The 19,161-nt window shown below is 41.5% G+C and carries 14 protein-coding genes; 6 read left to right on the forward strand and 8 right to left on the reverse strand.

What is annotated here, in order from left to right; translation table 11 throughout:
* Positions 1-8 precede the first annotated feature (8 nt).
* A complete protein-coding gene (locus tag U2718_RS25635) occupies positions 9-698 on the reverse strand; it encodes an MBL fold metallo-hydrolase (protein ID WP_342002914.1) in 690 nt (229 codons plus the stop codon).
* A gap of 1,544 nt (positions 699-2,242) precedes the next feature.
* On the opposite strand from U2718_RS25635, the gene U2718_RS25640 reads away from it, so the two are divergent.
* Positions 2,243-3,337 carry a glycoside hydrolase family 5 protein gene (locus U2718_RS25640; RefSeq protein WP_342002915.1) on the forward strand — a complete coding sequence of 365 codons (1,095 nt, stop codon included), beginning with the start codon at positions 2,243-2,245 and terminating at the stop codon, positions 3,335-3,337.
* Between the two features lie 118 nt (positions 3,338-3,455).
* Here the strand turns inward: U2718_RS25640 and U2718_RS25645 are convergent, their stop codons facing one another.
* From U2718_RS25645 to U2718_RS25660, 4 genes are all read right to left on the reverse strand, one after another.
* Positions 3,456-4,397 (reverse strand): fused MFS/spermidine synthase, encoded by a 942-nt coding sequence (locus U2718_RS25645; protein WP_342002916.1) that lies wholly within the window; start codon positions 4,395-4,397, stop codon positions 3,456-3,458.
* A 326-nt stretch (positions 4,398-4,723) separates the two neighbouring features.
* On the reverse strand, positions 4,724-5,173 hold the full coding sequence (gene speD, locus U2718_RS25650) for an adenosylmethionine decarboxylase (protein ID WP_289792092.1): 450 nt from the start codon (positions 5,171-5,173) through the stop codon (positions 4,724-4,726).
* A 218-nt stretch (positions 5,174-5,391) separates the two neighbouring features.
* Positions 5,392-7,659: a serine/threonine-protein kinase gene (locus U2718_RS25655; RefSeq protein WP_342002917.1), complete on the reverse strand. Its 2,268-nt coding sequence runs from the start codon at positions 7,657-7,659 to the stop codon at positions 5,392-5,394.
* A 268-nt stretch (positions 7,660-7,927) separates the two neighbouring features.
* Positions 7,928-9,655 carry a serine/threonine-protein kinase gene (locus U2718_RS25660; protein ID WP_342002918.1) on the reverse strand — a complete coding sequence of 576 codons (1,728 nt, stop codon included), beginning with the start codon at positions 9,653-9,655 and terminating at the stop codon, positions 7,928-7,930.
* A 297-nt stretch (positions 9,656-9,952) separates the two neighbouring features.
* Here U2718_RS25660 and U2718_RS25665 point away from each other — a divergent pair, with 297 nt between their 5' ends.
* A complete protein-coding gene (locus U2718_RS25665) occupies positions 9,953-11,461 on the forward strand; it encodes a phenylacetate--CoA ligase family protein (protein ID WP_342002919.1) in 1,509 nt (502 codons plus the stop codon).
* A 612-nt stretch (positions 11,462-12,073) separates the two neighbouring features.
* Here the strand turns inward: U2718_RS25665 and U2718_RS25670 are convergent.
* The 3 genes from U2718_RS25670 to U2718_RS25680 form a co-directional block, all read right to left on the reverse strand.
* A complete protein-coding gene (locus U2718_RS25670) occupies positions 12,074-12,931 on the reverse strand; it encodes a phosphatase PAP2 family protein (RefSeq protein ID WP_342002920.1) in 858 nt (285 codons plus the stop codon).
* Positions 12,932-13,260: 329 nt separating this feature from the next.
* Positions 13,261-13,497, reverse strand: coding sequence for a hypothetical protein (locus U2718_RS25675; RefSeq protein ID WP_342002921.1), 237 nt, complete (start codon positions 13,495-13,497; stop codon positions 13,261-13,263).
* Positions 13,498-13,663: 166 nt separating this feature from the next.
* Entirely contained in the window at positions 13,664-14,533 is an 870-nt protein-coding gene (locus U2718_RS25680) for a universal stress protein (RefSeq protein ID WP_342002922.1), read from the reverse strand.
* A 262-nt stretch (positions 14,534-14,795) separates the two neighbouring features.
* On the opposite strand from U2718_RS25680, the gene U2718_RS25685 reads away from it, so the two are divergent.
* The 4 genes from U2718_RS25685 to U2718_RS25700 all read left to right on the forward strand — a co-directional run bounded on the left by U2718_RS25685 (position 14,796) and on the right by U2718_RS25700 (position 19,138).
* Complete coding sequence (locus U2718_RS25685) at positions 14,796-17,534, forward strand: cation-transporting P-type ATPase (RefSeq protein ID WP_342002923.1); 2,739 nt, start codon at positions 14,796-14,798, stop codon at positions 17,532-17,534.
* Between the two features lie 123 nt (positions 17,535-17,657).
* Complete coding sequence (locus U2718_RS25690) at positions 17,658-18,260, forward strand: DUF2459 domain-containing protein (RefSeq protein WP_411813366.1); 603 nt, start codon at positions 17,658-17,660, stop codon at positions 18,258-18,260.
* A gap of 100 nt (positions 18,261-18,360) precedes the next feature.
* The gene (locus U2718_RS25695) at positions 18,361-18,528 is read left to right on the forward strand and encodes a hypothetical protein (RefSeq protein ID WP_342002925.1); all 168 of its coding nucleotides are present in this window, start codon (positions 18,361-18,363) and stop codon (positions 18,526-18,528) included.
* Positions 18,529-19,009: 481 nt separating this feature from the next.
* Positions 19,010-19,138, forward strand: coding sequence for a hypothetical protein (locus U2718_RS25700; RefSeq protein ID WP_342002926.1), 129 nt, complete (start codon positions 19,010-19,012; stop codon positions 19,136-19,138).
* The last annotated feature ends 23 nt before the right edge of the window (positions 19,139-19,161 follow it).

Genomic DNA, 19,161 nt, shown 5'->3' on the forward strand with positions numbered 1-19,161 from the left:
TGAGCGACTTATATTACACTGCCGCAATGTTCATTAGCAGGAACTGCTTCCATCATCTTCTTCGGATTGGGTAAGTTCAAAGCAGACATTAATTCGATAAAATTTTCACGGCTACGTCTTACAAATCGCGGATTCCAATGCTTTTCTTCTCCAATCGTGGATACTGTATGCCCACGATAATCATGACCTGGATACACTAAGGTGTCATCTGGCAAAGTAAATAAACGCTGTGTCACAGAATCATAAAGAGTTCCTGCATTGCCGCTTTGAAAATCTGTACGACCACAACCTCTGATAAATAATGCATCTCCAGTAAGTACTCGGTCATGATTGAGCAGATAGGCATAATGGCTATCGGTATGACCTGGAGTAGCAATAGCTTGAATAGATATTTCTCCTAATTGTAATACATCCCCATCCTTAACATAGCCATTAGCACAGACTACATGAGAATTGTCTGGTACAATACTCAAACAATTAGTAGCAGATCGTAATTTATCGCTTCCTGTGATATGGTCTGCATGAATGTGAGTTTCTAAACAGTAACAGAGAGTGATTCCTAATTCTTGCAGTAATTTTAGGTCGCGTTCTACCTGCTCTAGCACCGGATCTACAATAACAGCCTCTTTGGTGTTGGTATCAGCAATCAAGTAAGTGTAAGTGTTAGATTCCGCATCAAATAACTGCCGAAATAACATATATACCATACTCCTATTTACTTTATTCCTGCTCCAAAATAATTTTGGTGAGGCTTCTTATCCAAATCAACTAGTATCAATTTGAACATTAAAAATCAAACTGGATTTTTTGTATATATATCTATATAGCAATATATTTATATTTTAATATATTTCATAAATTTATTTTTTAGCGAAAAGAATACGAAGCCGAAGCGAGTGAAATATGGTCTTTTAAGGAAGCCAATGATGAGAATTTGTAGTGCGATCGCCTTCTTACCCACTCCGATTCATTGGAGCAATTACGGCAACTCAAGCGGATAGTATTTTTATTAAATGACCATAAATATTTGCAACACAATCTTACAGAAGACTAAAAATCAAAGACTTTTTCTAACACTCATTCTCCTGGCAAGAATGTGAAAAAAGTAATTGAAAAAGTTAGAGCCAGCTTCATGCAAGGGTTTGAAATATTTATAGTCCGGTTCCTGAACACCCTAATCCTTTGGCTAAAACTAAATCAGTAGACTTTCCCTTTGAAAAAGCAGGCAGAAAGTGCTAATCTAGCCACAGTCAATTTACGTGTAAAATTTGATTCATTAACAAACCAAGGAGGTGAACACTATCACAGTAGTATATTTGGGTAACAAAAACGTCAGTTGACTACTGTTACATCAGTACCGATATTCAAAGGACTTGGCGGTCGGAAAAATCGAAAATTCGATTGCTGATGATAGCTTACAACTCGAACCCTATGGACAATAGGTTATCACATAGGTATAGGGAAAATGTATGCCTTTTTTTAAAGAAACAGTAAAGTAAAAAAGGCATCATCATCAAAGTTTCATCTACTTAACCCTGAGTTGCACATCCTTTGAAAAAACTTAAGAGAGATGTTAACTTAGCCACAGCTACTTAGAAGAAAACACTGAACACACAAAACTTGAGGAGGTGATTAATATTGAAGTTCGATGTTACAGACAGTCAAAATGTTAGGTGAGCCGCTTGTACTTCAGCATTGGTTTTGAAAAGACTTGGCGGTCGGAAAAACCAAATTGTTGACAGCTAAAAAGTCTCACGACTCAACCCCTATAGGCAATATCTTAGCACATAGGGGCGGGGGAAGTATATGCCTTTTTTTAAAGAAACAGTAAAGAAGGCATCTGGCTCTACAGTTTCTCCCAACTCAATATCAAGTTGCATTAAAGGTAGTAATTAGGACAGCACAAGAAGAATAATTAACCGTGCCTCCTTTTCCGTATAGCCTTCACGACTATAGGAATTTTTTCATCAGAACAGGTCTTTGCACAAGTCAGTTCAAGAGCAAAGTAAAGGTTAAACCTTTAATTTTTCCTATCACTTGCAAAATTAACTTTTGCAAGAGATTTACTGTAGTGCAAAACTTTATATTCCTATAAATATCTAGTTGAAGTTAGTTGAGAACTACTATCAACGCAACTTTGTATTGACTCGAAAGCGGAAAAAAGCGCGTTAGCTATTTATTAACCGCAAACATTTTAGGGAGAAATCTCACGGCTGGGTGCCTTATATGGAGGATAACCGTCGTGAATATTTCAAGATTTCAGTCCAAAGCTGCTTTGTTTTGCTGTCAAGTAGTACAGATTGCATCGCTTTTATCCCTGACAATAATTGGGAATGGTGAAGCTCTTGCACAAGGACGTTTCAAAGTTGTAGGAAACAAGATTTTAGATCCCTCAAACAACGAATTTGTTGCTAAAGGAGTAAATATAAACGGCCCTAACGCCGTATGGCCACACGACATGACACGAGATGTTGATAAGATAGGAAGTTCGTGTTGGAATTTCAACTTGGTGAGAGTTAACAGCTGGCTGTTCTCGGCAGGTGTACGTCAGTACACAAGCAATAATGACATTGACAAGATTGTGCGGACATTTACAAGCCGCAAGATTGTAGTCATGTTTGAGGCACACGACAGAACTGGAGGATTTTACGAAGGAGCTGATCTTACAAAACTCGTAGATTGGTACAGAACTCTCGCGAAGAAATACAAAAATAATCCCTATGTGTGGTTCGATGTAATGAACGAGCCAGGAACGCATAAATATGATGCGACAGCTCGCAGCAAATGGCTTGCTGTACACCAGGCTGTGATCAAAGCAATTCGCGATGATGCGCAAGCGGATAACTTAATTATTGTTGAGGGAACAGCTTGGGGACAAGACGCTGGTAATTGGAATTCATCTTCCGTGCCGACAGCAAATAGTGCGATTCTCAGTGACTATGCAAGTATTATCAATTTTGGTGGTAAGAGCTATAAAAATATAGTCTTTAGTATCCACGTCTATGACCAGTGGACTTTTGGGGATGCTAGATTGGCAGATTATGCGGATCGTGTTTTAGCTCTCAATATACCGCTTTTAGTTGGTGAGTTCGGTGTCAAAAACGGAAATATGAACGTTACCTCTGCAATGTATTCCATGTACAACGTAGTCAAGCCTCGAAAAATAGGACGCATTGTTTGGCATTGGTATCATGGAGGGGCAAATAATACGCTTACAAACCATCTAACAACAATGCCAAATGGATCGACAGGAGCAGCCATTGACAGCTGTACCGATCCTTCCAATCTCACAAATCTTGGAAGGGAAGTTTGGAATGACAATCATAGTCAGGATTAAGCTCAGTTAATAAATATCTCTGAGCGTGCTTGGTAAGATTGAGATTGAAAGTGGTTAGTTGTTTGTAGAAAAACAACTAACCACTAAACTACCTTAACTTATCCGAATTAGGAATAAATTATTTGACCGAACCTTGTCCAAAAAATTTTGGAGGTTCAGCAAGGGTATAGACTTGAGTTTCTTGGGCGATCGCTTTTCGCAGATGTAGAGGCAAATTCAGCATACCCAAAAGCGCAACTCCGTCTAACATCCGGAATCCACCGCTTGTATTTTCCTCTAAAAGCCGATCTATTTTTTCTGGATCGGGTCGGGTGTTAATTTCCTGCTCTGAAGCCAGGACAAAACCCCAAGCTCTACCATAGGTACAGGTAGGACTACTGTAAGATTGTACATTAGGAAAAACTGTATTCAAAGTATTCGCTAACCGGGCATGAAGAATTAATTCTCCTGGTGAGACTGGGCCTGCTTGAACTACAAAAAAACCTTGTGGAGCTAACACTCGACGTGCTTTCTCAAAGTATTCTTTAGTAAATAGTTGAAATGATGGCCCTGATTCAATCGGATCGGAAAGGTCAGAGATAATTACATCCCATTTCTCATCAGTGGTATCTAAAAAGTTGAGTGCATCTGCTATTACCACATCCAGACGTGGATCGTCAAAGGCATTTTGATGCATTTCGCTCAGGTGTTGCTTGCATGCTTCCACCACTTCGCCATCAATATCAATCATTACAACTTTTTCCACTGTCTGCCATCGCAATACTTCCCTAGCTGTGGCTCCTTCACCACCACCAAGAATCAGTATCTTTCGCGGTGTGCCATGAAAAATCATACCAGGGTGAACTAACGGTTCATGGTACAAAAACTCATCACCAGTACAAGATTGCCATTTACCATCTAGAACCAGAGCTTTGCCGTAGGTTCCAGTTTCCACAATGTACATTTCCTGATATGCAGTTTTCTTGTAAGCGAATACCTCTGTGACTCCATGAGCATAAATATCCCAAGGAGTGATATACTCGTTCATCCAGAAATCTGCACCCACATCGCTACCTGGCATAAATTTACTCTCTCTACTTCACTCAAAAATTGCCAAATGTTATGTTTTGTCGGTAATTTTTTGTAATATCAAACCCAGTTATTATTATCCCCATCCCAGAGTTGCAAAGGAAAGTTCACAAATCAAAGGGAAAAGGAAACAGGGAAGTTGGGAGAGGGACTGTTACCTCAACCCAAACTTACAACTTAATATTAGACTTCCATAGGGGAACAAATAAAAATCTGCCTTGACTGCAAGCAGATCGAGGCAGCAGTTTCTATAGTTCATTCCTAGATCTAGGCTGGTAGTCTATAGGTAGTTTTTACCCCACTAAGGAGCCAACAAAATCATGTATTCACCAGCAGAGCTTCTTCCAACTGTTTGATAGTTGGTTGAATAGTTGGTGAAAATTTACCTCTAGGAAGCGTCATGAGTACATGCTTGCTAGCTTGAAAAGCTTTTACAAGGTATTCGCAAGCTTTCTCCGGTTTTGTATGTTGCCCGCAGGTAAATATATCCACTGCTATGTAGCCTGTTTCTGGCCAAGTATGAATCGAGATATGAGACTCGGCTAAAAGTGCCAGTGCAGTTACTCCATAGGGTTCAAATTGGTACGATATCTCTTTGAGTAGAGTAGACTTTGCTATTTTAGCAGCTGTTTGTAAAGCCTCTCTGATGAACCCAATATCATTGAGTAAGCTTGTTGGACAGTTATACAGTTCTAGAATGCAGTGTCTGCCAACCGGAACCGAAGATAACTCTTCGGGAGGGTAAGATTGCTTTTCCAATTCTTTCACCTTTACAATCAACTAGATAAAAATCAACCCCCAGAAAAAATTGGGCTACTTCTTTAAATTTGAAGTGCGCCACGAGACTTTGGAATTTTTATGCATTTATGCACAGAACTACAATTATCACACAAATAAAGTAATTTTAATGAGTGTGATTGATAAAGAATTGGTTTTAAATCTTTCACTAAGTTTCGAGCATCTTTAGAATTCTTCTTGTCGCCACTCTAGGGGCTATTTGGTGGTGTAGAAGTTGGTTCAGGTGTCGGTGTGTTTGTCTCACCAGATGTGGGTGTAGGTTCAGGTATAGGTGTAGATGTTGGCTCTGTAGTTGGCGTCGGCGATGGAGTTGGGTTAGGATTTACCACTTTCAAGCTCAGTCTGTATTCTAGTGGCACCGATGCTCGTGATACTAAAACAAATTCATAAAATCCACTTTCTGGCAGTTTCTCTGACAAAGAGCGTTTTTGAGAATCTTCTAAAAGCTGATATTGACCGCTAGGAGAATAAATTGACCATAAAATTTTAGAATTGGCTTCTAGCTTCACTTCCATCAACTGATCTTGGCTAAGTTCGGCGATAAAAACTTTGCCAGCCGCGCCCTTAAGAGTGCCACTGACTGTTTTACTATTAGCACCAGAACTAAAGACAATTTTTTGAAATGCACTTTTGGCACGAATGGCATTGAGTTTGTCTGCAACAAAAGCGTGCCAAACTTGTCCGATGGGTTCCTCAATAAAATCCTTGCCCTCTTTTGCTGGAAAATGCTCAAAGAAAGCCGCATCTCCTAAATCATATAAGGCACGGCTGGATACATTGAGGTTGTTGACATCCACTTTCCAGCGATCGCGATCGGCTCCACTATAAGTACCTAGTCTTTGACGTGCCTCAGAACTGAGTAGAGTAAGTGTTTTTAGAACTTGGGCTGCTGTATTGTCCCATTGTTTCCGCAATTGGGCATCGGCGGGATCGTCTTTGAGGCTGCGTTTTTGTAAACTGGGATTTTGCTCCCAAAAGATTTGATTTACCAAGCTGACATAAAAGTTTTCATCAACACCCAAGCGTTGACGGCGCTCTTGTAATTTTTGTTTGCGCGATCGCTCTTGGGGTGAATATTTCGCTAGGGGATCGATGGGTTGCTTGGCTGGGCTAAAAGTGGGCGTTGGTTGCGGTGTAGTAACGTTACCATCATCGGGATTGGATGATATTAAATTACTTACTCCCCAATAGCTAACGCCAGAAGCACAAGCAAAGAATAACAGCACAAGGATGATTTTTCCTGGTGTCCACCACGATTTGGAGGAGGGAGTAAGAGGGAGAGAGGGAGAGGAGCCAGCGTCGTGGTGAGCCAGCACTGCGGACGGGTTTCCCGCCGCAGGTGACTGGTGAAAGGGTTTCCCGACTTGGGCAGACTGGCGTTGGGAAAGTGGGAGAGGAGCCAGCTGCGTGGGCGGGTTTCCCTCCACAGGCGGCTGACGTGGAGAGAGTGGGAGAGTTGGAGCAATGGGTGGTGGGGTGAGTGCTTGCAAAACTTGACGGGCGCTTTGGTAACGATCCGTTGGAGATGGAGACAGCATCTTATCTAAAACTGCCCCAAAAGCAGGACTGAGACTAATTTCTCGTCGCCATTGCCAAGTTAAAGTGTGATTGTCAATTAGTTCTGATGGTTGTTTGCCTGTGAGCAAGACTAATACTGTTACCGCCAAAGCATACAGATCGCTGTGAGGCTCTACCAATCCTCTTTGCATCTGTTCTGGGGGAGCGTAGCCAAACTTACCTAGCAAGGTTGGTGGTGGCGTTGTCGCATTGACACCAGGTTGGTAATACTGAGAAGCAACAGTTGCCGCTACTTGTTTGACACCACCAAAATCAATTAACACTGGCATACCCCCCGTAGCCCCCCCTTGGTAAGGGGGAGTTTGGGGGGGGTTACGAAGCATCAAGTTATCTGGAGAAATATCACGATGAATTACTCCCAAAGAATGAATGTATTCTAATACAGGCAAGATTTGCTGTAATAATTGATAAACTTCTGGTTCTGTAAAGCGCAAATCCTGTTTGAGACGAGCATCTAATAAAGAACGGTAAGTTTGTCCTTCTACGTAATCCTGTACCAAAAATAAGTATTCTTTATTATCTAAACTACTGCGGAATAATTCACGAAAGCGGGGAATTTGGGGATGTTGTAGTTTGTAGAGAACAGTTGCTTCTCGCTCAAACAATTCTTCCGCTTTTTGTAAGACGTAGGCAGTTTGAACTTGGGGAGAAAATTCTTTTAAAACACACAACTCTCGGAAGCGGTTGACATCTTCGGCTAAATAGGTGCGTCCAAATCCCCCTTGACCGAGTTGACGTACAATCAAATAGCGATCGCCTAAAAATCGTCCCGGTTGAATCCCCTGACTTACAGCCGGATCTAATTTCTCGCCGCAATGAAGACAAAAGCGACTATCAGGTGGATTTTCGTGTCCTTGGGAACAATAAACAGAATTCATAGTGAATTAGTTAATATTCATTAGTCATTAGTCATTAGTCAGTACAGACGCTTCTGTTCCGAAGTGTCTATACAATTAGTGGTTGTTAATTGTTGTTGGTTGTTGGTTGATTACCACTAACCGCTAACTACTGTACGGGCGGGGTTTAGAAGATAAATTGTCGGTTTTAACCGTTCATATAATCAACAAAACCCGCACGGCAGTCGCTACAACCGGGGGAACCCCCAAGGGCGCGCTGCCTCCCCTACTAACTACTTTGTCTGCTCGTTTAATTAGCAGATTCTAGTTTACTAACTTGATCTGCTGCGATCGCATACCAAATTTGACCAAAAGTCTTTGAATCTGGTTTCTGGTTGCCACGCCGTTGTCCCGGAAATAATCGGTCAAATTTTCGGTTTGTTTGTGTATTGAGCTGTTCAATTGTATAGTTCCCAAATTCTCCGGCTTGCGCTCGTCTTCTCCAAATTTCGTAATCTCTGTTGCTATAGCTGCCTAAATTTCGACGGACTGAACTACTGAGATTAGCTTGTTCTATTTTATTCAACAATTCTTCAGCGGTACTGAACCATTCCTTACGTAAAGCCTCATCATCAGCATTAGAACTAAGAGAGCGCCCACCAAGTTCGGGATGTTTAGTATAAAAAGTATTATCTACTGTCTGAATAAAAAACCCTTCTGGAATTTGGAGTTGTTGGCGACGATTGAAAATTTGACTGATACGGCTTCCTTCTTGAGAGTTTGATGGCTGAGTCGGAGAACCAGAACCGCCTGGTAGTTTTGGCAGTTGCGGCAGTTCTGGTAATTTTGGTAATGAGATGCTGGGAATACTGATGGATGAAACGCCCCTAATGACGGCATTAACTAACGCCCAAGAGCCGACAAAAGTCAGGGCAGCTACACTTGTTGCTACCAAACTGATTGCAAAAGGACGCATCCAAACAGGTAAAGGAACCTTTTGGGCGATCGCTTTTGTTTGGTTATGGAATCTACTGGTAATTGCTCGGACATGCTTTCGCCCAGGTGCAACTACCATCGTCTGAATTTTGCTGATTTGAGGATTGAGAGTTTTAGCAGGAACTGGATACTGTAAATCTTTTAGAACTTGATCTGCGGTTTGATAGCGATCGCTTGGTTTATAAGCGAGCATCTTTTTTAAGATTGCTTCCAGGTTGGAGCTAACTTTGATTTCCTTACCCCAGCGCCAAGTTCCCTGATAGGAGTCGTAGAGTTGTTGCGGTTCCTTACCCGTCAGCAATACAAGCGTTGTGACTGCCAAGGAGTACAAATCGCTATTGGGAAAAGCTTTACCCTGTCGTAATTGCTCCTCTGGAGCATAACCTTTTTTACCTAGTAGAGTGCGGATTCCACCCAATTGAGTAAACCAAAAACCCGCAGAAGCAGGTAATTGTTTCACACCGCCAAAATCAATCAACACTGGCAAATTATCAGTATCTCGCAAAATCAAGTTATCAGGAGAGATATCGCGGTGAACCACATTTTGAGAGTGGATATAAGACAGAACAGGTAAGAGTTTTTGTAGAAGTGCGATCGCTTCTTGTTCGCTAAAACTTTGCCCTTGAGCCAGACGTTGTTCGATTAACTCAAGGTAGTTATCACCCTCCACATAGTCTTGTACCAAAAAGAAAAAATCCTTACTGCCAATTTGTGCTTGTAGTGAAGCATGAAAGCGAGGAATCTGTGGATGCTTGAGTTTTTTCAGTACACTTGCTTCTCGCTCAAACAACTCTTTCGCCTTTTTTAAATCCTGCTGTTCTTCGACTTGAGGAGCAAATTCCTTCAGCACACACTTTTGATGAGACTGCTTAGTATCCTCCGCCAAATAAGTGCGTCCAAAGCCTCCTTGCCCTAAAAGCTTAATAATCCGATAACGATTAGCAATCATCTCATCTTGATGAATGGGCAAAGGTTCACCACACTGGGTGCAAAAGCGGTGACTTCCAGGATTGGTGTGTCTTTTACTACAGTAGACCTGCATGGTGCTGAAGGAATGATAAAGGATTTTTATAATTAGCTACAACTAGGGAAGCTGGAATTACAGAAATTTAACTTCACTCTTTTAGTAGAGGATGTAGAGGAAACTAACTATTAGGGACTAGGAGAAAGACGCGGTGACGCAGTGTTATCAGACACGGAGAGGGAAAGACGCGGTGACGCGGAGAAATTATCAAAAATATTCCCCGTGTCTCCCCTGCCCCATGTCCTCTTGATTCCCCGTGTCACCGCGTCCCTGTGTCCTCTTCTCAGTACCCTATTTTTACAACCATATAATGTTATGAATACTGAATCACAAAGACAGCGGGCAGTAAGCGCATATACATCTTTTTTAAACACCCCCTTAGACACCCTACTACAACAGCATCTTCACACCAAACCCGAATCGGCAATCTTGTCTTTATTTCATGATGTAGCTACTAGTGTACCTGCATACAAAAATTTCGTGGCAGAACATGCGATCAATCCCGACTTAATCCAAACAATTGAGGATTTTCAAACACTGCCGTTGATTACGAAAGAAAATTATTTACTGCGTCATCCGCTTGCGAACCTGTGTCGCTACGGACAATTAGAAAAGTGTGACATGATTGCGGTTTCTTCTGGCTCAACGGGTAAACCGACATTTTGGCCCCGTTTTTTTACAGATGAACTGCAAATTGCCACACGCTTTGAGCAGATATTTTACGACAGTTTTGCTGCTGATACTAGACGGACTCTAGCTGTAATTTGTTTCACCTTAGGAACTTGGGTAGGGGGAATATTTACTACAAATTGCTGTCGCTATCTTGCCAGCAAAGGTTATCCGATTACCGTCATCACCCCAGGCAATAATAAAGAAGAAATTTTACGTGTGGTACAGGAACTCGGTACAGCTTTTGATCAAGTTGTTTTGCTAGGATACCCACCATTCCTTAAAGATGTAATTGATACTGGCATAGCTCGTGGTCTAGAATGGCAGCGGTATCAAATAAAATTAGTGATGGCAGGAGAAGTCTTTAGCGAAGAATGGCGCACTCTGGTGGGTGAAAGGGTTGGTTTTCAACATCCCTGCTTTGACTGTGCATCACTCTATGGCACAGCAGATGCTGGTGTATTGGGAAATGAAACTCCCTTAAGTATTTGCATTCGCCGTTTCTTAGCGGCACATCCAGATGCAGCACGTACTTTATTTGGGGAATCTCGCCTACCAACTCTTGTACAATACGATCCGATGAGTCGCTTTTTTGAAGCCAAAGAAGGCACATTGCTATTTTCTGGAGATAACGGTATTCCCCTAGTGCGTTACAACATCTTAGATAGCGGTGGGATAATTTCTTACGATACCATGCTGCAATTTTTAGCGAAGCATGATTTCGATCCAGTAACGGAATTACAAACTCATCGTGGCAGAGGTGTTCGTCAATTACCTTTTGTTTATGTTTTCGGACGCTCTAACTTTACAGTCTCTTACTTTGGTGCCAACATTTACCCAGAAAATATCAGCGTGGGATTAGAACAGCCAGAAATTAGAGATTGGGTAACAGGTAAGTTCGTCATGCAGGTAAAAGAGGATGGAGACAAAAACAAATTTTTATCTGTAGTTGTAGAGTTGGCACCAACACAACAAGGTAGCGAAGACAAAAGACAAGCCATAGCATCCTCAATTTTAAGCCAATTATTACGCCTCAACAGCGAATTTGCTAACTATGTTCCTCCTGAATATCAAATACCACAAGTTTCGCTAACCCCAACTGGTGATCCAGAGTATTTTCCTGTAGGAGTGAAGCATCGTTATACACGTCGGTAAGTAGAAGGCAGAAAGCAGTTGTAGGGTGTGTTGTCGCCAAGCGCAACGCACCATCCTAGATTCTGTGTGCGTTATGGACGGTAGTCCTAACGCAGGCTACAAAGGCTTTTATTATTTTAGAACTTGTGTATACACCTAGCCTTGGTAAGAAGAGGGATAACGTAGCTAGGGTGAGATGACTTTCATCTTAAACAGTACAGATGTAGTCAAAGCCACTTTTTAACGTTGGTGATAAATGTTTTGATCTCAATAAAAAACGTCACAACGTTTGTTGCAAATGCTTTAATCTTCTCTATGCATGATTGAACATTAACAAGAAATGTTAAAACGTTTGTTGCAAATGCTTTAATCTTCTCTGTGTATGATTGAACATTAACAAGAAATGTCAAAACGTTCGTTGCAAATGCTTTAATCTTCTCTATGCATGATTAAACATTAACAAGAAATGTTAAAACGTTCGTTACAAATACTTTCATCTTCTCTGTGTATGAGTTGATATTAGTAACGAAAGCTTAGTTTGCAAATGTGATCGCTTGCAGTGCTTTTAAAGACTTTAAGACTCATACAAAGTAAATTTTGTGTTCTAGTCACATCTAGAACCTATGTTTGAAACTATAGTCTCATACATGCGAATAATGCTGGTGCTAAAAACAAAATCCAAAATGCTCCCAAACTAAAACGGATAACATCACGTACTGATTCATCCTCACTCATGAGGCTAGAAGTAAAAAAAATCATTCCCAGCACTCCCAAACCAATAAAAACTTTCAACAACTGTTTTCTCTGAGATATTTTAGCTGGGGAGTAGCGAACATACCACAATTCAAGTGGTACAGCAATTCCTGCTCCTACAGCAGCACCGAAAACTTCCCATCCTTCAGGGAAAGAGTCAGCAAAGGGAAACACAGCGATGGGTGTTGAAAGACTGAGAACTAAAAATAATTTAAATGTCCGCCCGCCAAACCAAGATAAAACAATAGGCCACAATCTTAAATAGATTTTGAATAGAATCAATCCAATTATCAAACCCCCAATTACATCTCCAATATAGTGGACGCCAAGATATAGGCGAGACAACATCACTAATAAAATGACACACACTGTAACTGCTAGTGGAATCGGACTCAATGTAGTTAATGTTGTCCAAAAAATTGTTGCTGTGCCAGTATGTCCACTAGGAAATGAAGATGTATCTAACTCTCTATAAACATTAATCTCTGGATGATTTGGACGCGGTATATCAAAAATTGACCAAAGAATCATATTAACTGCTGTGACTAAGACGACAGCACCGACTAAGCACCAAGCTGATCGTCGTCCAGAAATCCAAAATACTAAAGCAAAAACTACTGCTACACCCGCAACTTCTCCTAATTCTGTAACAATTTGAAAAAACAAATCCCAACTATCACCAAAAAATCTTTGAATATAAACAATTGGCTCTGGACTCCAGAGTTTGTCAATTCCCATGCTAACTATTGAAAATAGTTTAATTAGTGTCTACTAAATATAATAGTCTTCTTGCAGCAATCACGATCTAGGTTAATTACAACCGCAGATGAACACAGATAAACACCGATAAAATCTGTGTACATCTGTGTGTATTTGTGGTCGATTTTTTTGAAACTAGTAGAACTGACGCAAAATTCCTCTAAAACCCTCTTTTCTCCGTGTTCTCCGCGTTCTCTGTGGTTGGTTCTTCCGTAACTCATACGTAAGTCTTGACTAGAATGAGTGCAAGAAGTTTAATACACCCTTTTAGCAACCCACCGCACAATTGTGGTGCATTACGCTAGTTCTTATTCTCTTAAACTCTCAAATACTTGCATAGCCGTAACACAACGGTAATAAAACGAGAACTCACAGCTGCGGCTACTTACCCTACGGGAAGCCGGGCAAAGCCCGTCTACAGAAGCCACTACTCTATGAGAAGCCGGACTACGTCCGTCTACGTGTCTACCGCTATTAGCGTAAAGCCCTGCGGGCATGGTTGCGCTTACCGCGTAGCGTATCGCTTTGCGACTTAGCTCCTCCACCAGGAGGCTCTGAAGTTCGGTGGGCAGAAAATCTGACCGTTTTTACCTCCCCTACTGGACTGACATGACTAAAATGATGTAGTAAATTGTTTTGTGGTGCAGACAGTCTAAATTGGCACAACTTCATCCACCGACGTATTAAGCTAATAATGCGGCTTTGGGTTTGTTAAGGAATAAACAGTACAGGATACCAACTATGACGTAATACTTCCGCCGCAAAACTAGAAACCAACCATTCCTGAAATTTACCTATTGTTCCTGAAGACACAGCGATCGCGCTAACATCTGTCATGGCAGCTGCCTTTAAAACCTCGGTAACAGAGTGTCCTTCTCGAACTTCTATCTCCACTTGTAAATTTACTCCTTCCAAATCAGCTTTAATTTGAGATAGAGTTTCGCTAGCTTGCTGTGGTAAGATTTTCTTTGGTACTTCTCGACGACCAGTATTTTCTAATACCCAGCAGAGCTTGCACTGTTGGAGAAATCTACCAGACTGATTTTGAGCCAAGTGCTTTACCTCTTGCACCAGGTGATTCGCCGCTTGAGTATTATTGTAGGGAAGCAGTAAAGAGCGGAATAAGTGCTGACAACGAAGTGTTAATTCTTCGGAAGTATAAGCAGAAATTAACTGAGGACGCAGTACCAACAAAGGAATCTTTGATTGGCGAGATAATTCAGCCATTGTACTACCCACCAGTTTTTCTGTGAGTAAGCTACGACTTTGAGAACCTAGTATGATTAACTGAGACTGATAGGTTTTAGCTACTTTAAGAATTGTTTCAACAGGTTTTCCCGATTGAACTTCTATTTTAACTTCTATATCAGTAGGACTTTTGCCAAAAGCTTCTGTCAACTGGGTTTGAGCTTGTTCTACTTTCTCACTATCGACTTGGGGAATAATCCCTTTTTCCCATAAGGGAACGACGTGCAGGAAAACAATTTGCTTCATTCCTGCCAGTGCCAGACTAGAAACAAAATGTGCTAGACGATGTAAACCGTCAGAAAAATCTGTGCTAATTAAAACTCTCTCAAACATAATATAACTAATAAAACTACAGACAAAAATATTCTACTTGAATCGCTTTTGTGATTCATTAGACTAAATATAGAACGGACAAGACGCCCATTCTACAATACTATGACTGGAGATTAGCTAAAAAACAAAAGCGCGATCGCCTGCAATAAATACTGTCACTTTTGCATCACATTTATTTCCAATAATTTTGAATGATTAGCTAAAAATAAATAGCTAATAGTCTTAATTTGTCCTGCCTATGGGAAATTCTGAGGCAAACAAAATGACAGCAACAGCTAAAGAAATAATGCAGTCACATCAATGGCACAATCTTTCTGTACTCAGGGTAGCTCAACATCTAGGTACAAATATAGAAGCAGGTTTAAATGCTGACGAGGTAACACAACGACGGGAACGCTTCGGCTCTAACGAACTCAAGAGCAAGCCCGGAAAAAGCCCATTGGTAAGATTTTTACTGCAATTTTACCAACCGTTACTGTACATTTTGCTGATTGCGGGTGCAATTAAGGCATTGCTGGGGCAATGGGTAAATGCTGGGGTGATTTGGGGTGTCACCTTGATTAACGCTATTATTGGTTTTATTCAAGAATCAAAGGCTGAAAGCGCGATCGCTGCCTTAGCCTCCTCGGTTCAGACTAATGCAACTATCATTCGCAACGGCAAAAAGGTGCAAGTTCCATCTCCAGAGCTAGTACCGGGAGATGTAGTGTTGCTTGCTTCTGGAGATAAAGTGCCAGCCGATTTACGCCTCATACAAGCACGAAATCTACAAGTTAATGAATCGGCGCTGACAGGTGAGTCAATCGCAGTAGAAAAAAGTACGCAAATCATTGATGCAGACGCACCCCTAGCAGAGCGCACAAACATGGTTTATGCTGGTAGCTTTGTCACATTTGGCACTGGCAGCGGCATTGTGGTTGCGATTGGAGAAACTACAGAAACCGGGCGTATTTCCCAGTTGATTGAACAAGGAACCAGCTTAAAAACTCCGCTCACTCGTAAATTTGATAAATTTAGCCGCACCCTGCTTTACATTATTCTGGGAATAGCTGCGCTGACGTTTGCTGTTGGTTTGGGATATGGCAACTCCTGGGCAGAAATGTTTGAAGCTGCTGTCGCCTTCGCTGTCAGCGCGATTCCAGAAGGATTGCCAGCAGTAGTAACAGTAACATTGGCAATTGGTGTTTCCCGCGTGGCAAGGCGTCATGCGATCGTTCGCAAATTACCAGCAGTCGAAACTCTCGGCGGTGCTACAGTTATATGTTCTGATAAAACTGGTACCTTAACTGAAAACCAGATGACTGTACAAGCCATTTATGCTGGAGGTGAAAATTATACCGTTACTGGTACAGGCTATGCTCCCCAAGGGGAAATTTTACTAAATGAACAGCTAGTCAATTGGGATCACACTCCTGCTTTGGCAGAATGTCTCAAAGCCGGGTTGTTATGTAATGACTCGCACCTGGAAAATAAAGATGGGCAATGGCAGGTGATTGGCGATCCTACAGAGGGAGCATTGATAGCCATAGCTAATAAAGTTGGGCTTACCTACAGTAATTTAGAACAAGAAATGCCCAGGCGGGATGTCATCCCCTTTGAGTCTGAATTTCAGTACATGGCAACTTTACACGCAGCTTCGCCATCAGCAAATCATAGAGGACAAGCAACTATCTACGTTAAGGGTTCGGTAGAAGCTATTCTCAAACGTAGTCAGCAGATGTTGGATGCTCAGGGAAATCTTGCCCCCATAGATGCAGAAACGGTACATCAAGAAGTTGATGCAATGGCTCATCAAGGGTTGAGGGTATTAGCTTTTGCTAAAAAAACTGTGCCAACTTCTCAAGATGCGCTCGATCATGCAGATATCGAAACAGATTTGATTTTCTTGGGATTGCAGGGGATGATCGATCCACCGCGAGCAGAAGCAATAAAGGCAGTACAAGCCTGCCAAGAAGCTGGTATTCAAGTCAAAATGATTACAGGCGATCATGCTGTTACCGCACGGGCAATAGCTGAACGTATGGGCTTTAATAAAAATGGTCAAGTTCTTGCACTGACAGGAAGTGAACTTGCCCAAATGAGTAATTCAGAACTTGCCACAGCGATTGAAGATGGGGTAGTGTTTGCCCGTGTTGCGCCAGAACAGAAACTTCGTATTGTTGAAGCGCTTCAGTCAAAAGGAGAAGTTGTGGCGATGACGGGGGATGGTGTCAACGATGCACCAGCCCTCAGACAAGCAGATATCGGCATTGCGATGGGAGGTGCTGGCACAGAGGTGGCAAAAGAAGCCTCAGACATGATTTTGACTGATGATAACTTTGCTTCCATCGAAGCTGCGGTTGAGGAGGGGCGAACTGTTTATCGAAATTTACTGAAAGCGATCGCCTTTATCTTACCTGTTAACGGCGGTGAGTCGATGACAATTTTGATTAGTGTACTACTTGCTAGAGCATTGCCAATTCTATCTTTACAAGTTCTGTGGCTAAATATGGTTAATTCCATTACCATGACTGTGCCTTTGGCTTTTGAACCAAAATCTGAACGAGTGATGCAACAACCACCGCGCAACCCTCGCGAACCGTTGCTCTCCAAAAGTTTAGTCAAGCGTATCATCGCAATTTCTGTTTTTAACTGGATCTTGATTTTTGGCGTCTTTGAATGGATTGAACAAACCACAGGAAATATTAATTTAGCCCGTACAATGGCAATTCAAGCTTTAGTAGCAGGAAGAATTTTTTATCTTTTAAGTATTAGTCAATTAGGAATTGCTGCATTCAATAGACTTCGCGGTATTAGGCAGACAGTTACCGATGCTTCGGCAATTGGAATTGGCATTGCTTGTACGATAATTTTGCAGATAATATTCAGCCAGTGGAACATCATGAACAAATTGTTTTACACTGCTCCACTGAATTTGAATCAATGGTTAATTTGCTTGCTGATTGGATTACCGATGATTTTACTATCAATTTTAGTGAACCGTTTTGACCCTCTGGATTAATGCTTACAGCTATTTTGAGATGAATTACTGTAAGGGCGGGTTTGGCAGATATCCTTTCGGCTTAAGCTAGAGATGGAAACAAACACCGTCCCTACGAGATAAACATTTGCTGTAATAGCATTGGTGCTAACTAGTATGCACATCCGCCGCATAGCCACATTTACTTTGATAGCAGTTACGTGTATTCTTCTGATTTGGATTTCCACTCCCGCAAGTATCATACCTCCTGCTCGCCCGACTGCGGCGCTCACCGTCCATGTCCTTGATCTTGGCTTGCACCCAGAACTAGTTTTACCTAATAGCAACGGCGAATTAATAGTGTATGCCTACGGTGATTGGAATTATTTTGCCCTCAATAACCAAGGATTCACCGATGGCTTGGCAGCACTTTTGCTCCCAACTCAAGGTACACTTGGGCGCCAAAAGTATAGCAATCTTGAGCAGTTGCAACAGACGGTTAAGGAAAAGGATGGAACTCTACTCAGTTTTGAAGTGACAAAAACTAAAGCCTTACAGTTAGCGCAAGCCTTAGATCAACGTTTCATTCGTAACATCAACACACGCCTTGAAAATCCTCAAACTGGACTAACTTTAGTCAAAGACGAGCAAGAATACACCATGTTACACAATAGCAACCATGAATTGGTTAAATGGTTGGAACAGTTAGACTGTCAAGTCGAGGGCTTCGTAATGTGGGCTAATTTTCAGGTAAAGTACCGGGATTAGCTCTTAAGTGCTTCTGATGCAGCGTTTATATGTTCTCTTCACCAATATTCTGAATAATCATATCCTAAATTGGTAAGTCGTAACTCTCATGGAGAGGATGATGACTAATACTATTACCGCCCCTAGCCAACGCATATTTGATGTTGAACAATTGGTTCAGTTTTTGCCAAAGAAAGCAACCGTTACAGAAGTAGTCATCACAAAATACTCCAGCATAGCAGTTGGGAGTGTACATCCCGGACAAGAAGTGCCTGCATTGGCGTGGTGAGGGGAGAATTAACTTACTATCTCGGCAACGGACAGAAGAAAAATAAAGAAATTGAGTTTATCAATAGAATATCAAAGTAAGAAATTTATCAGAGTAATTTGTAAAAGTTACTTCGTGGTAAATATATCAACGCAGAGCAGAATTTCAAGCAATAAATTTTAAAGCCAATTTATTAATTTCTTATTTTTAGGCTACTAAGTTCTTATTCTTAGACTGTATCCTTACGGTAATTATTTAACTGTTAATTTACAAACTGCTCGTCCTGCCTTCCTATCGAGGATAGGCGATCGCTCAAATATCCTCAACCTCTAATACGAAGACACCAATTTTATATCTAGCTATCCACGTATTCTAATTGTGGCAGTAACTCAAACAAGTTTCTTCGTTAGAACTAGCAGGTAAAAACTCGCGGCCAGTTTTAGGTGACAACTACAACAACACATGAGCAATGTTGCCTCAAGTATAAGGAGTGTGAGGACAGATGTTCAATCATCAATGGAAGTTGTGGGAGTCGAGAAAACTCCAACAAGAGTTTGCGGTAGAACTTGCAATGCTACCTGATCGCATTGATAGCTTAGAAGCCAAAGCTGCGTTCTTAGCCCTGATGTGAATAGATTCAGGGCTTAAATAGCG

The sequence above is a fragment of the Chlorogloeopsis sp. ULAP02 genome (assembly GCF_038404745.2).
Taxonomy (GTDB): domain Bacteria; phylum Cyanobacteriota; class Cyanobacteriia; order Cyanobacteriales; family Nostocaceae; genus Chlorogloeopsis.